The sequence below is a fragment of the Alphaproteobacteria bacterium genome (assembly GCA_037146715.1).
Classification (GTDB): Bacteria; Pseudomonadota; Alphaproteobacteria; order UBA7879; family UBA5542; genus JBAWWO01.
Genome location: JBAWWO010000001.1, coordinates 25785 through 40689 on the forward strand (window position 1 = coordinate 25785; position 14905 = coordinate 40689).

At 41.8% G+C, this 14905-nt stretch carries 12 protein-coding genes and 2 tRNA genes; 8 read left to right on the forward strand and 6 right to left on the reverse strand.

Annotated elements, in window-relative coordinates:
• Window positions 1-134: 134 nt before the first annotated feature.
• Genes WCG05_00155 through WCG05_00165 form a run of 3 tightly spaced genes read right to left on the reverse strand, consistent with a single transcriptional unit; the run spans window position 135 to window position 3913 of the window.
• The gene (locus WCG05_00155) at window positions 135-1157 is read right to left on the reverse strand and encodes a peptidoglycan DD-metalloendopeptidase family protein (protein MEI8320415.1); all 1023 of its coding nucleotides are present in this window, start codon (window positions 1155-1157) and stop codon (window positions 135-137) included.
• On the reverse strand, window positions 1154-2716 hold the full coding sequence (gpmI, locus tag WCG05_00160; GenBank protein ID MEI8320416.1) for a 2,3-bisphosphoglycerate-independent phosphoglycerate mutase: 1563 nt from the start codon (window positions 2714-2716) through the stop codon (window positions 1154-1156). Before gpmI ends, WCG05_00155 begins: the two co-directional genes overlap by 4 nt.
• Window positions 2717-2761: 45 nt before the next feature.
• Window positions 2762-3913: an ATP-binding protein gene (locus tag WCG05_00165; GenBank protein MEI8320417.1), complete on the reverse strand. Its 1152-nt coding sequence runs from the start codon at window positions 3911-3913 to the stop codon at window positions 2762-2764.
• A 159-nt stretch (window positions 3914-4072) separates the two neighbouring features.
• On the opposite strand from WCG05_00165, the gene WCG05_00170 reads away from it, so the two are divergent.
• The 3 genes from WCG05_00170 to WCG05_00180 all read left to right on the forward strand — a co-directional run bounded on the left by WCG05_00170 (window position 4073) and on the right by WCG05_00180 (window position 6250).
• Window positions 4073-5638 carry a hypothetical protein gene (locus WCG05_00170; GenBank protein MEI8320418.1) on the forward strand — a complete coding sequence of 522 codons (1566 nt, stop codon included), beginning with the start codon at window positions 4073-4075 and terminating at the stop codon, window positions 5636-5638.
• A 136-nt stretch (window positions 5639-5774) separates the two neighbouring features.
• Window positions 5775-5850 (forward strand) — tRNA-Thr (locus tag WCG05_00175).
• Between the two features lie 61 nt (window positions 5851-5911).
• Window positions 5912-6250, forward strand: coding sequence for a zinc ribbon domain-containing protein YjdM (locus tag WCG05_00180; GenBank protein ID MEI8320419.1), 339 nt, complete (start codon window positions 5912-5914; stop codon window positions 6248-6250).
• A gap of 40 nt (window positions 6251-6290) precedes the next feature.
• Here the strand turns inward: WCG05_00180 and WCG05_00185 are convergent, their stop codons facing one another.
• From WCG05_00185 to WCG05_00195, 3 genes are all read right to left on the reverse strand, one after another.
• Window positions 6291-7922: a SulP family inorganic anion transporter gene (locus tag WCG05_00185; GenBank protein ID MEI8320420.1), complete on the reverse strand. Its 1632-nt coding sequence runs from the start codon at window positions 7920-7922 to the stop codon at window positions 6291-6293.
• Window positions 7923-8091: 169 nt separating this feature from the next.
• Window positions 8092-9000, reverse strand: coding sequence for a hypothetical protein (locus tag WCG05_00190; protein MEI8320421.1), 909 nt, complete (start codon window positions 8998-9000; stop codon window positions 8092-8094).
• A 29-nt stretch (window positions 9001-9029) separates the two neighbouring features.
• The gene (locus WCG05_00195) at window positions 9030-9836 is read right to left on the reverse strand and encodes a hypothetical protein (protein ID MEI8320422.1); all 807 of its coding nucleotides are present in this window, start codon (window positions 9834-9836) and stop codon (window positions 9030-9032) included.
• Window positions 9837-9962: 126 nt separating this feature from the next.
• Between WCG05_00195 and WCG05_00200 the strand changes: the two genes are divergently transcribed.
• From WCG05_00200 to WCG05_00220, 5 genes are all read left to right on the forward strand, one after another.
• A complete protein-coding gene (locus WCG05_00200; GenBank protein MEI8320423.1) occupies window positions 9963-10760 on the forward strand; it encodes a mechanosensitive ion channel domain-containing protein in 798 nt (265 codons plus the stop codon).
• A 90-nt stretch (window positions 10761-10850) separates the two neighbouring features.
• Window positions 10851-10937 (forward strand) — tRNA-Leu (locus tag WCG05_00205).
• Between the two features lie 8 nt (window positions 10938-10945).
• The gene (locus WCG05_00210) at window positions 10946-11560 is read left to right on the forward strand and encodes a ribonuclease H-like domain-containing protein (protein ID MEI8320424.1); all 615 of its coding nucleotides are present in this window, start codon (window positions 10946-10948) and stop codon (window positions 11558-11560) included.
• A 107-nt stretch (window positions 11561-11667) separates the two neighbouring features.
• Window positions 11668-12426 carry a hypothetical protein gene (locus WCG05_00215; GenBank protein ID MEI8320425.1) on the forward strand — a complete coding sequence of 253 codons (759 nt, stop codon included), beginning with the start codon at window positions 11668-11670 and terminating at the stop codon, window positions 12424-12426.
• 13 nt (window positions 12427-12439) lie between these two features.
• A complete protein-coding gene (locus WCG05_00220) occupies window positions 12440-14899 on the forward strand; it encodes a hypothetical protein (protein ID MEI8320426.1) in 2460 nt (819 codons plus the stop codon).
• Window positions 14900-14905: the final 6 nt, after the last annotated feature.

Consider the following 14905-nt stretch of genomic DNA (forward strand, 5'->3'; position numbering starts at 1 on the left):
CCAACCGGGGTGTGTTCCGCACCCTTAGACCCTCGGGTAGAAGCCCGAGGGAATCAGTAGGAGTAAGCCCCACCCCCGTCATCCAGAGGAAGCCGCAGGCTGACGAAGCAATCCAGATTCTTCTGAGTTTGGTTCTAGTTTGTGTCCCACGGCATCCAAGGTTTTGGATCAACGGGGGTGCCCTGGCGACGCAATTCTACATACAGGAAATTTTTGTCTTTGGCATCGTTAATGACCCCCAAGGGTTCCCCTGCCTTGATCCATTCCCCTGTCATCACATCGATACGGTCAAGGCCCGTCAAAATGGTGTGATACACTTCATTATGGGCAATGATGATGATATCTTTGTACCGGCGGAAGGGGCCCGCGTAGACGATTTTTCCGGATAGGGGCGAAAATACAAACTCTTTGGATCGGGCCTGAAACAGCACTCCTTTTCCTTGAGGATTCAGCAGATGATCTTCCCCAAAATAAGAAATAACTTTCCCTTGAACAGGCTTAACAGTATAGATTTTTTGCGTAGACATAAGTTCGTCGGGAGGCGTTGCCTCCTTTGAGGGGGGGGCCTCAACCTTATGAATCAATTCCTGCAAGTTGGCGGATTCCTTGGCCAAATTCTTTGCATGCTGCAACAGAATTTTTCGATTAACATTTTTCTTGGCCTTTTTCTTATTCTCTTGAATTAATTTTTCTAATTGATCTTTCTTTCCCTTGTAAGTTTCTAACTTCTTTTTCAGCAGCTGTTTTTTTTCTTTTGTATCCACAGTTGTTTTTTCTATTTCTTTAAGCTCATAGGATATCTTTTTTAGTTGCTGCTGAAGGGCGTGAATATATTGTTTTAGTGCAATGATTGACTGGATGGTTTCTTCTGGCTTTTTTAAATTTGCAACCATGCGGGAAGGTATGTTTTTCTGTAACTGATACAAGGCCACCATAAGACCACTGGATTCTCGGTATTGTTTTTTCAGCAGCTGCTTTTTTTCTTTTTTAGAGTTCTGTAATTTTTCAAGTTCTGCCTCAACGCCCAGCAGGTCTGCCTCAGCGTGGCGGTATTCTTCGGCAATTTGGGCCAAGTTGACTTTTAGATTTGCCTTTGGTTTGGCGTGTAAGAAGCTGGCTGAGAAAATAAGACAGAAAAGAATCAAAAAGCGTATCATTTGATCAGAGATTCTCCTGTCATCTCCTTGGGAACAGGAAGATTCAGTAACTTCAAAACCGTGGGGGCCACATCAGCCAACGTGCCTGATGACCTAATGCTGTGAGGTACCCCAACCGCTATAAAAGGAACATGGTTTGTGGTGTGCGCCGTGTGGGGTTGATGGGTTTTCGTGTCCTCCATCATTTCCGCATTGCCGTGGTCTGCGGTGACCAAAAGAACGCCCCCTGCTTTTAGGACGGCTTGTTCCAATTTGCCCAGGCAGGTGTCAACCACCTCAACAGCTTTGATAGTGGGCTCCAGTTTGCCCGTGTGCCCCACCATATCCGTATTGGCATAGTTCATAATGATCACGTCATAAGCTCCAGATTCAATAGCGTGGAGGACTTTGTCCGTTAGCTCAAAAGCCGACATGGCAGGGGACAAGTCATAGGTTGAAACCTTGGGGGAGGGCACCAGAATGCGGTCTTCGTGAGGGAAGGGGGTTTCTTTTCCCCCATTAAAGAAAAAGGTTACGTGGGCATACTTTTCCGTTTCTGCGATACGCAGTTGGGTCAGGTGAGCATCAGACAAAATTTCACCCAAAGTGTGGTGTGGAGATACATTGGGGAACAGTACATCCATCTGAGAATCTAAATCTTTTGCATAAGAAGTCATGGCCATTTTCATAGACCAAGCGGGCTTGTGCTTCCACTGGAAATCTGAAAAATTCGGATCAACGAGAGAGCGTAAAATTTGCCGCACCCGGTCTGATCGGAAGTTAGTCATAAAAATGGCGTCGCCTTCCTGGGCGCCTTTATAGCTGGGGGACACAAGAGGAGGGATAAATTCATCCGTTAAGTTTTGGGCATAGCAGCGATTCAGAATTTCCGCGATTTTAGCGTCAGGTGTTTGGCTGTTCAGAGGGCAGGGCAGGGCGTCACCCTTAGCGAATACCAGGGCCTCAGCCGCTTTTTGGGTGCGATCCCATCGGTTGTCCCGATCCATGGCGTAATAGCGACCCATGATTGTTGAAATTTCCGCCTGGGGGCATTTTTTCAATAGATTAAGCAGTTCATTCAAATATTGAATAGAGCTTTGGGGTGGGGTATCTCGGCCATCCAAAAAGGCATGAATTTTAAGGGGAATGCCGTGGGAGGATAAAAACTCAACCAGGGCAAACAGATGCTTTTGGTGGGAATGAACGCCGCCGGGAGAAACCAGTCCCATCAGATGACAAGCCCCCTTCTTTTTTTTCAGGGTTTCCACTAGTTTCAACAACAGGGGCTTTTTAAACAGGTTGCCATCTGCAATGCTTTTTGAAATGCGGGGAAGGTCTTGAAAAATGACCCGGCCCGTTCCGATGGTCATGTGCCCTACTTCAGAGTTTCCCATTTGCCCCGCGGGCAGGCCAACACTTTCCCCCGCTGCATCCAACAGGCACGGAGGCTGCTGAGCATTCCATTTGTCCCAAGTAGGCGTATTCGCCAAGGTAATGGCGTTGAAGGGGGATTTGTGCGCGCAGCCCCAACCATCAAGGACGCATAAGACAATAGGTTTAGGGCACTGTGCTTTTTTCATGATGCTGAGATAGATCTTATACCATTATTTGAAATATTGAAAAAATTAATTTGGGTTCTTTTTGATATAAGACCGCAAATCTAAGGTCGCCAGAAATTTTTTTAAATCACGCATCTGGATACCATCGGGATGGTCAAATTCTCTTTTTAGATGAAGCACCAACTGTATGCACGGCACATCCTGTAGAAATTTTTTAAAATGGTTAAAACTTTTTGAGGGCACATCATCAGATGTTTTAACCTCTATACATACAACAGGGACATCATCAATGGTGACCAAAAAATCAATTTCCACGCCATCTTTGGTCTTTAAATAATGTAGGTTTCCTTTGTGGCCATAGACGTCTTCAATCCAATGAATTTCTTTTAAAAGAGCACAAGCGACTAGATTTTCCAGGCGGGCGCCTTCATCCGGGACGCGACCTATATCATAAAAATAAAGCTTGGGTTCTTTTAACAAGGATCGGGCTACATTAGTGTGATAGGGGGTTACACTGAAAATTGCATAAATATTTTCTAAAAGAGTTAACCAGTTTTTCAACGTTTTGGGATCTATCTGTAAATCGTTACAGAGATTGGTATAGGAGAGGGGGCCTGAAACCCTTGATTTAAGCAATTCTAATAAGGTCTCAACCAACTTGATAGAGCGCACAGAGTACAAGTCTAGAAAATCCTGCCGCAATATGATGTCTAAATGAGATTTTTGCCAGCGCCTGTAAAACTGAGTATCACCCTCTAAAAATGGTTCTGGAAATCCGCCACATTCCATAAGTCGCCTAAAGATATCATCAATATCTTTTTTCCAATACATAGCTCCTTCTTTTAAGTCAATTGGGTGCAGGCGGAAGCCAAAATATCGTCCTGCTAAAGAATCCCCCACCTTACGGAACGTGTCTAGATTAGCGCTGCCCGTGACGATAAGGCGGGGCCTATTCCCTTCTGTATCATACACACCCTTCAGCCATCGTTTCCAATAGGGCATTTTGTGCAATTCGTCAAAAAGAACGCAGTCTACGTTTCTTTTCCAATGTTTCTTTTCAAGAGCTTCTCGGTCTTCTGAGGCATCGTAATTAAAATAATCATAGCTTGAGAAAAGGTGCCGTGTCAGCGTTGTTTTGCCAGCTTGTCTGGGACCACTCAACAGAATGATTTTCTTGTCCGAATCTTTTATGAGCGTTGCAGATAAATATCGATCCATTTGTTCCTCTCTATTACGACTAAAATAGGAGTCAATTCCTAAAAAGTCAAGACTTTTCGGGAATTCACTCCTGTTTGGTCGGAGGGCTTGAAATTTTATAACCGATTAACTATATCAAGTTTAAGGTTTGTGATAAGCATCACATTAGGAGATAGATTAATGAAATTAAAACTTTTAGCTTTTGTGTTTTTCCTTGCTATGCAAGGAGTTGCTGCAACTCAAGACCCAGACTTCAAAGAACTTCCTGTTGATAAGGTATTGTCCTTGAATGATCAGGAAGAATTATTTGTAAAAGCTTATGATGCTGTCGGGTCTGCAGAGATTCACCCTACTGAAACTATCATTCCCGGTCTTGCTCCTATGATTCGCATGCACTACAGCTATGTGGCAAAGCTGGTTGAACATAGTCCCAAACATTTAGAATTGTTAAAAGATTTTTGGCAAAAGGTGTCAAAAGTTATTGAAAGCAATCAACTTACGATTGCCCGTATGCGCTCCATCACAATGCAGTTGGCTTTTCTTTTGACTGATATGCAAGGAACTCCTGTTGAAGAGTTAGCACACTGTAAGAACTTGTATGAAGATGGAAACTGGCAAGATCTTGATACATATAAGGATCCCTTTTCATATTGGCTTATAACTTCGTATCCTTTCGAAAACCACTTGAAAGCAAAAGATTTGTATCGTGAGGCCATCTTGTGCTGCAAGGGTGGAGGATTTTCTTTTGACCGTTTTGTCAGAAACTATTTGGATCGGCCCTTGCCTCTTAATTTAGGAGCTCTCTCTCTTAAATGCAAAGGAGCTCATGGAGGAAATGTCTGTGAATCCGGCGATTTTCTATGGCATGATTTTAACCATACAAATGAATTTGTATACACAATGCTTTGTGAAGAAATTCAAGCTCAAAAGAAACCCAATATTTTCCAAGATTATCCAATCTTGAAAGAAAAGGGATTTTGGAATATTGAGAAAGAACTTTTAGGGAAAATTTATCGTTCTGCCGCTCGTAAAGATCGTAATATGGCTGCTCTTTTCTTGATGCTGCATGAAAACCATCCTTCTCTTATAAACAGTTCTCAACCATGGCTTGGGGATGAGGCCCTTCCTTTGAGTGAGCGTCGGTTGTTTTGGGGGTTAGTGTCTAATATAACGACTGAAGAATATGCACTTTCCACCCTTGTTTATGGTTCTTTTTTTGGTGGGGTTAGTGGGTATCCTTTGCCTTTACAGTATTATGCCCTTAGATCACAAATTCGAAACATTAAAAATATTGGAAGTGTTGAAACTATCGTTGCAGATATTCATTATCATGTATCGGATCTTACGTACAAAAATATTGGAACATTTTCGTTAGATCTGGTCTGCAAACCTGGGACGGAGGATTGGGCAGAGCACCAATTTGTTTCAAATGTTTCAAATATTACATGGAAACCTGATTTTGATGTGCTAAGTCTTGAGGAGAAAAGCTTTATCAACCAGCATCTTCTGTCATCCTCTGCGGAAGAAAGGTATGGGCGTAAACGTTCTATTGAGTATAGGCAGTTTGCTCAGGATTATGAAGAGATTCTGCGAAGTGTCTATGGGGCTGAATTTTTGCCATCAGAAACACAAGCATCTTTGGGTGAGAGGGTAATGGCAATTGAAAGCGGCATGAAGCGATTTTGGGAAGAATTTTATATGGAAAATAGAGAATTGTTTTCAGATAAACTTTTTGAAGTTGCATAATAGAGTGATCCTTATAAAAGGAATCCATTCCCGTTTGGTCGGATTGTTGCAGGATCTTTATCTTTCTATTCTTTTTTCAAAAAATAATAAAAAACTACTTGGCGCGGAAAAACAAACAGGTTATACAGGTGGGAGTGCCGGATTAGCTCAGCTGGTAGAGCTACTGATTTGTAATCAGAGGGTCGGCGGTTCGAGTCCGTCATCCGGCACCATTTCCAGCAACCTCTTCAGGGAATTTCAAATAATTAATAAAATTAAAAGGAAACCTATCATATGATGCCCAACTGCCCTCAATGCAAATCAACATACACCTATGAAGATCGAGACATGTATTGCTGCCCAGAATGTGCTCACGAATGGTCGAAAGACAGTGCTGGTGAAGAAAGCAAAGATCTTATCGTTCGCGATGCCAACGGCGTAGAACTTAAGGATGGAGACACTGTTACAGTCATTAAAGATCTAAAAATAAAAGGATCCTCTTCTGTTGTTAAAGTTGGTACCAAGGTCAAAAATATTCGCCTGGTGGACGGCGATCATGATATTGACTGCAAAATCCCCGGCATTGGGGAGATGGGGCTAAAATCGGAATTTGTGAAAAAAGTTATAGATTAGATAAGTTCAGATGAAGGGAGAATGGATCCTTCATCAGTCTTTATCGCATCCCCTCAGCTTCAGCTAATACATCTTTGACGGATTTAAAAATCTTTGCAGATTCAACCATATGCAGCACGCCCGCGCGAGTGAGTTTATGGTGAACATTCGGGGTGGCCTCACACAGAAAAACTTTAATGTTCCGGCCCGTATAATGGGCAATAACTTTTGAAAAAGTTTCAACGCCCGTTATATCGATAAAGGGAATTTTTTTCAGACAAAAAACCACATACTTTGGGTCCGTATGGGTGATGGAAAGGGCATGCTCCATAGCCTCGGCCACGCCAAAGAAAAAGGGGCCATCGATAGTATATAGAATGCCGTTTTCCAAGGGCTTTTGTGTGACTTTCTGAAAATTTTTTGTTTTCAGGTTTTTGAAAAATTCTTGACGCAAATCAGTGGTTTGATACAAGCGCACACAAAAAAACAACAGGGCGCCAATGACCCCCACAGAGACAGCCACTACAAGATCCACAAAAATTGTCAGCAAGAAAGTAATCACCAGAACACACACGTCGTACCAGGGAGCATGGCGAATGATATGGGTGAAGTGGGGAATGTCACTCATGTTAAAGGCAACCACGAAAAGAATCGCTGCCAGGGCGCAAAAGGGAATGTGAACAGCATAGGGGGCAAGCAAGACAAGAACTAAGATTAAAAACAAGGCATTAACGATGGCGGCGAGTGGTGTGCTGCCCCCATGACGGATGCTGGTGATGGTGCGGGCGATGGCCCCCGTTGAGGCGAACCCTCCCCAGAAGGGAGCCAGCATATTGGCGATCCCCTGGCCAATCAGCTCTTTATTGGGTTTATGTTTGGTTCCCATGATGGAATCTGCAGCGGCTGCTGAAAGCAAAGATTCAATGGCCCCCAATAAAGCAATAGTCAGAGCAGGTCCCAAAAGAGTTGTAAAATCTGCTGCATGAAAGGAAGGAAACTTAAAAGCAGGCCAAGAGGACGGAATAGATCCAAAAACAGATCCAATGGTGGGGATGTTTGAAAGATCACACCCATAGGTGATAAGCGTTGCAACAAGCATGGCAATCAGGGGGCCTGGCAGGCTTTTAATGACTTTTGGCGTAAAAATAATAAGCCCTAGGCTTAAACATGATAGAGAGGTGGTTTGATAATTTACTTCAGGGAATGCCCTTAACAGCATGATAAGCCGCTCGTAAAAGGGCATGTGGATGGGCAGGGTTAAAGGTAGCCCAAAAAAATCTTTCCATTGTCCCACAAAAATGATGACGCCAATGCCGCTGGTGAAGCCCACAATGACAGGATAGGGAATAAATTTAATAGCCTGCCCAATTCTAAAAATCCCCATCAGGATGAGGATAAGTCCTGCAAGCAAGGTAGCGATTTGAAGTCCTGCAATGCCGTACTGGGCTGTGATACTGGCCAGAATAACCACGAAAGCGCCCGTGGGGCCGGAAATTTGTGTGTGCGTGCCACCCAGCAGCCCCACCACAAGGCCTGCGATGATGGCAGTGTAAATGCCTTGCTCGGGTTTCACGCCTGAGGCAATCGCAAAGGCCATGGACAGGGGCAGGGATACAATCCCAACCACAAGCCCGGCCACAACATTTGATTTCCAGTGATGGAATAGGGCAAGAAGAATTTTTTTAAGGGACATATCCTATGATAGGAAACAGCAGGGCTTTTTTCAAGGATTTTGTCAGGATCTATTTAGAGAGTAATCTGATAGCAAACTCTTGTCTTTTGACTGCTAAAATATTTTACTCTGTTGTACGTTTTTTTGATATATCCGTTGCAAGTAGTTTAGTTCGCTATCCATTTTCTGCTTAATACCGCATATTTAAGCGAAGCAAGATAGAACTTTGGCGTGCGCCGATGGGAAGGCGGTGGTATTTATATTCTCCAGAAACATTCCAGGTGGGACTTAAAAAATAAATAAAACCACCTGTTGCTGACCAGCCGTTCCAATCTTGAATAATATAATTCGATGACCGTCTTAGCAACACTTCAGAAGCGCTTTTTGCGTAAAGACTGAATGGATCTAACCGCATATCAAGACGCGCGCCTATACGGCCCTGCATAAGATGGCTCCACTCGGCCGAAGTATTAGTGCCATTGCTTAAATTATAACGACCTGTTTTTGAGTTATAATAAAGAATACTTGCATGGAGAGAAGGCGTAAAACGGCCAAAAGTCTTTTTCGTTGTTACGCCTGTTTCAAAGAAACCTGCATTGGACCGGGCAACGCCAGCCCCCAGCTTATTATTATCTATTTCGCTGATCCTAAGGCGCGAGGTGATGGCGCCTCCCAGAACATTAAAACTGATATTAGGATTCAACTTGTAAACAGCATAGGGAACAATCCCATTACTTGTTGTATTTTCAACCCCGTTATTAGCAAAAGTATTGATCTTATTCTTCATCAGCAAAGCAGCTACTCCCCAATCCCATGTTGCGCTTTCTTTAGCATTTAAGGCAACGCTGGATATATTACCCATCGTTCTCCCCTTTAATGCAGCAAAATGGTTTTTGTTTTTCAACCATGTTTCGCTGACTGACAGTGTATATTTGGAGGCAGAAGGAGAGGCTTGAGTTTTTTGCTTATCGGATATTTTCTGAATGGCATCTTCATTAGCGCTGGTATTAAGGGTGCTAACGCGCATGGAGGCGGAGACCTTAGAAGCCAGCAGTAACAGGATAAAAAACCCCTTAAGATAAAATATTACTTTTTTCATCAGAGATCCTTTTTTTTGTGTCATTATTATCATTCAGCAAAGCGTCTAAATCTTACAGAAAATGGGGGAGAGAGACGTCCATTTCCTGAAGCAGAGGTTTGCGGGCGATTACTTGAAGATCCTATAGGCGTTTCGGTGCTTCCTGAATCTGTGATTTCTGTGTTCGCAGGGGGAATTGTACTTGAAGGAATTTCATCCACGGGCTTGATAGATACAGTGGTGGAGGAGTCCGTTACTGGGGAGTCAACAGAGATAGTGCTTTCCGTGTCAGTTGCGGGAATGTCTATGGCAATATTTTCCTTCACAGAAGAATCGATGGGAAGGCTGATATCTGTATTGTCTCCTGAACTTGTATCAGCAGGAGGAGTCGTACTAGTATTTTCATCCGCGGGATTAATAGATACAGTTGTAGAGGAATCCGTTACTGGGTCTACTATATCAACAGTTGCAGTTGGATCTCCTTCAGAGGAAGAAACAGAAGCATCTATAGGGCTAGAATCTGGAGCTGTATCAGATGTTGTCACTGACTCTACGGGAATATCTGTCGTATCGCCTAAAATAGTGTCAACGGTGTTAGACGTATCTGTGTCAGAGGTAACAGTTACAGATTGATCAGCTGTAGAAACTCCTGTACCAGTAGGTGGCACAGCAGAATTTATAAAGGCATCAGTTATGTCGATGCTATCAATCAGAGATTCTACTGCTTCTTCTGTTTCAGACTCTGTAGTAGTTGCATTCTCTGTGATTTCAACAAGGGCGCTTTCTACCGCACACATGGCATTGGGGGGCAAAAAAAGAATTAAAAGCAGAATCAAACCTAAAGCCATTCTAGACATTTTTCCTTCCCTTTATTTTTTATTATCGTTGCTCATCGAATAAGACCATGGGCCACAGGGGGAGTCAAGAAGAAAGCTGTCTGAAACCAATTAAGTATGTTACGGTATTCTTAAAGGGTGGAAAATATGCTAAATTCAGGCCATGCAGCTCGCTTTATTTCTCAAATGGATTTTATTGATCTAAGTCTTTTTATTGGGACTGTTATTATTGTTTCACTAATTGTGATGGGCATTAGGCGTCTTTCCGATTGGATTTCAAAGAAGTTTCCTTCTAAAAGGATGATGGTTTTTGGATGGATTCCTGTTGTGAATTTTTTGCTGTACTTTGCGGGAGTATTCGGATCATTTTATGTTATTTTTGACCCCAATCAAAAATTTCTTATTGCTTTTATTATTAGCGGTTTTGTTGCTGTTGGATTTGCTGTTAAGGATCTTGTGGGATCAGTTATTGGAGGCATTGTCTTGCTAATAGATAAACCCTTTCAAGTAGGAGATCGTATAACTTTTCAAGAGCACTATGGGGAAATTATAAGAATAGGGCTGCGTTCGGTTAAGCTTCTGACCCTTGATGAAAGTATTGTGACCATTCCTAACCAACGTTTTATCAGCGATACGGTAAGTTCAAGCAGTGCTGGTGAGCTTGGAATGATGACAACAGTCGATGTTAATGTATCTCTGGATGCGGATTTATACAAAATTAAAGATATTCTTCATAAACAGGCTGAGAAAAGCCAATATGTGGATGTACGGGGAAAAATAGCAATTGTTGGCAAAGAAGTGCTGGGGATTGATGGTGTTGTTTCTTTTGTGATGACGGTTAAATGTATCCTTAAAGATGCACGACTTGAAAAGCCATTTCAAACAGAATTTCTTATGGATGTTAACAAAGAATTAAAGCGCAATAAGATTAAGAGAGATTCCTAAAATCATTCAGCTTGCGTAAAATTTTAAAAAGAGGTATTTTTTAAAGTCTGGGAAATTAACGATGATCTTTTAATGGGGAAATTTGAAAAGGCCCAGGTGGCGAAATTGGTAGACGCGCTAGATTCAGGTTCTAGTGAACAATTGTTTGTGGAAGTTCGAGTCTTCTTCTGGGCACCAAGGAAAAAATGGAAATAGTTTTACATCAAGAAGATTTACATGCAACTTTTCCGAAAACGGATTGGGTTTCAATTGATACGGAAGCCATGGGGCTAAACCCCTTTCGGGATCGTTTGTGCTTGGTTCAGCTGTATGCGGGGGATACTTGTCATTTGGTTCAGTTTGGGCCGGATTCTAAGTATCATGCGCCTAAGTTAAAAGCTTTGCTGGAAAACCCAAAAATCACGAAAATTTTTCATTATGCTCGGTTTGATATTATGATGATTAAAAAATATTTGGGCGTTTCTGTGGCGCCCCTATACTGCACAAAACTGGCCTCAAAATTGGCTAGAACTTCAACTGATCGGCATAGCCTAAAGGACTTATGTCATTCTTTGCTGGGGATTGAGCTTTCAAAGCAAGAACAATCTTCCGATTGGGGCAGGCTAGATTTGACTGAGGCGCAAAAGCAATACGCTGCTACAGATGTGCTGCATCTACACGATTTACGGCAAAAGCTGGATGAAATGCTGAAGCGGGAAAACCGTGTAAAATTAGCGGAAGGCTGTTTTAAAGCCCTGCCCACCTGCATTGATTTAGATCTGCTAGGCTGGGAAATTGGGGCGCTTTTTTCGCATAAGTAGAAGTTGTCCTATAAACTGCGCTGTCGTTGCACAAATCTTCTTGACAAAATTGTTAAAAAATTGTCAAGATTGGTCTATATTTTATATAAAAAAAGATTTGGAAGGGTATGAATTTTTCAAAGAAAATATTAATCATTCTGGCGCTTATCTCTTTTCAAGGACTTGCCTGTGCTGATTCAGGATTCTTTGTGGGGGGTGCCCTTACCTATACGCAGCCCGTAGATGCGAAATTTGGGGTGTTTTCGGAAGAAATTATTGCGGCTGCAAGTGGCTTTCAAAACGTTACACTGCTGAGCAGTTCAGCCAATAGAATTGGGGGCGCTATTATGGGGGGGTATCATTATAAGCCAGAATCTTGGGGGGTTTATTTTTTAGAGGGGGAATTGATTGCGCGCCGTTCTGGTAATGAACTAAAAAATAGTACGGTGAAATTAGAGTTGAATGATAATATTACAGTAGTAAACTATTCTTTGTCCATCAAACAAAAAGACACTTTTGGGACTTTATTGCGTTTGGGAAAGTATTTCACAGATTGTATAGGAGCTTATCTAAGTGCAGGAGTTCTGAACTCTAAATTTCAAACTACCACTACTGGTATTGTTGAAACGTCTCCTCCTCAATATTCTACAGCTTCTGCTAAGGTAAATCGCGTTTGGGGGGGTAGATTAGGTTTTGGGGCTATTCAAGATCTGGGGGATAGCAAAGCTTTTTCTTTACGGATTGATTATGGTTATGAAATGTACAAAAAATACTCAACAGGGTTGTTAGAGCAGTATAATGAAACAGACAATGCTAAAGTGTTTAGCTCTATGTCGCCTAGTTTGTCCTATCATGTGGTAACGTTATCTTGTGTTTATAAAATTTAAAGGGATAGAAGAAATGTTTAAAAAAAATATCATACATAGTTTGTTCTTTTTTGTTTTTTTTGTAGGGCAAATTTCAGAAGCTGTTGTAAGTCGTAACGGTAAAATAATGGCTCAAAAACTAGGGATTTCTGATCAAGACGGGGAGATTTTGATTAATCAAGGGGTTTCTATTGTCGGAGCTATTGCAAATCCGGAATACTATAAGCAAGAACTTGAAAGGATTCATAAGGAAAGTAGTGAAGGTTCTCGGTCTCAAAGCACTAAGAGCATGTCTACCCTAAGTGGTTCAAGTACTCCTGGCCCTGTGCAAATGTTAGATGCAGATGTTGCCGCTGAGAGGGCGCGATTACAAGATGAACATAAGAGAGAATTAGCAGTTGCTGAGGGCCGTATAAAAGAGCTTCAAGCAGCATCAGCACACCCTGCGCCAGGGTCAGCAATTGAGCCCCGATTTATTGATGAAGCTAATCGAATGATTCAAGCAGGCTATAGGAGACGCAATCTTAGAATTTCTGAAAATGAAGCAATACTTCAGGTGGTTTCCGAATATTTACAGAAAAATGCTGGAAAGAAAAAATCAGTTAAAGGCGATGCATTAATAGATGCTGTTGATTCAGAAATTGGGGAACATGACCATATCTATGCTGATACTGATCCTTTAGAGGCCGAGCGGTCTAGATCGCCTTCTCCTGCACCCAGAGTTCGTCAGGATTTTGCAGGCATGATGGAAAATGGGGATGATCCGGATATTAGTTGGAGACGAGAAAATTCTGAAACTTATGCAGACAATAGGCTTGCTTATTATTTCAAAAATCTTGATGCTCCTAATGGAGATTTTCAAAAGCTGCTTTATCCCTACAAGAAAGTGCTTTATAAAAAGGCTTTTATGATTTTCGTGAATGATACTGGAGGAAGAGGAATTCATTTTGGTGACAGTCCAACGGAAGTTGCTGATGATTTGGTTGCAAAATGCAATCTTGAAAAACCTGTTTTTAAAGGATTTTTGGAAAGTTATAAAAAGTTTTTGGGGGCAACAGTTCCTTTAGAAAAGGCACGTACTTTAAATTTATGTTTTCATAAAGTGACGCAGCTTGAGCAGGACGAAAGTACTTATGAGCTTATTTTTACCCTTTCAAAAGCGTTAAAAGATCTTTTAACGAGCCATGTTCTTCCTATAAGAAATATTCAGAATTTTAAAGATGAGCTTATTGTTGATTTGTATAAAACATATGATGAGTTTATTGCGAATGATAGCTATGCTCAGAAATGGTTTGCGCCCATTTTAACAAATGAACTTGGATCTCAAAAAAGCACAGACTTTGGAGTCATGCTGAGAGAGATGGGCTTTATAGTTCAAAAGAAAACCCTTTTAGAATTTATCCAACAGATTGATACAAAAATCCGAAACTATCAAAGCAAGGGATATAGTGTTTTTGCTCTAGAGCTTATAAAAATTTTAACCTCTGATGATGCAACTGCTTCGAATAGGGTAATAGAACGACTTAATAACTGGGGAGGCGTTGAAGGGAAGCTCACTCAGAATGCAGTGCATCAGGCAATTGCTAGGTTGAGGGGATATATTGGAGACTCTGTGATTAAGCAAGACTATCGGATGCTAGAATTGGCGATTTATTTTAAGGTGAATTATCTTCAAGATCTTGGAAAACTAAGGTTAAAGAGAGTTCTTGATAATTTAGCGGAAAGTTGTAAAGATAATACACCGAAACAAATGGCTGATCTTAAAAAGTTAGATCTATGGATGGCGGCTGCAGAAAAGACGCTAGCAGAAGCCCGAGAGCAAAAAGAAAAAGAAGAGGCAAAGTCAAGGCTTGCTACAACAACACAAAAATTAAAAGAAGCAATTAACATGGTTCAAATAGGCAACAAACTTCTCTCAGAGCTTACGGAAGTCACCAGAGAATCTCCACTACCAGCTCCTCCTGAGGCAGTTCCTGCTGAACCAGAACAGGAAAATGTTCCAGTCAGAGAAAAACCGATTAAGGAGCAAATTGATGAGAAAGTAGCTGAGCTGGCAGGTGCGGATAAGAAATTGCAGAATCTATTAAATACTTTGTTTAGGCTTATTCCTGATTCTCAAGTCTATCTGGCCCTTTTAAAGGGGTTGAGTGGCAAGACCTCAGTTGAGATTTCTGCTGCAGTAACACATGAAATAGAACATAGAAAAGTCGTAAAAAGATTGCCAGGTATGTCCCCTGAAGAAGGCGGTGTAATTCCTAAAGGGAGAGTGGCAATCGGGGGAGTACCCTCTGCTGTATTAAGTAACACATTTATAGAAGAGCAGCAGCTCTTCCATCAGGTGGCTATAGGGCTGGAACCAAGGCAATCTTCAGACTTGCGTATACAGATTGGAAAGAAAAATTTTCCTCCCGAAAGAAAAATAGCTCTTCTACAAGAGTTGATTCTTCTAAAATCTTATCCGGAAAAGAAAAAAGCCGTAGAAGCATTTCAATAGGGGCTA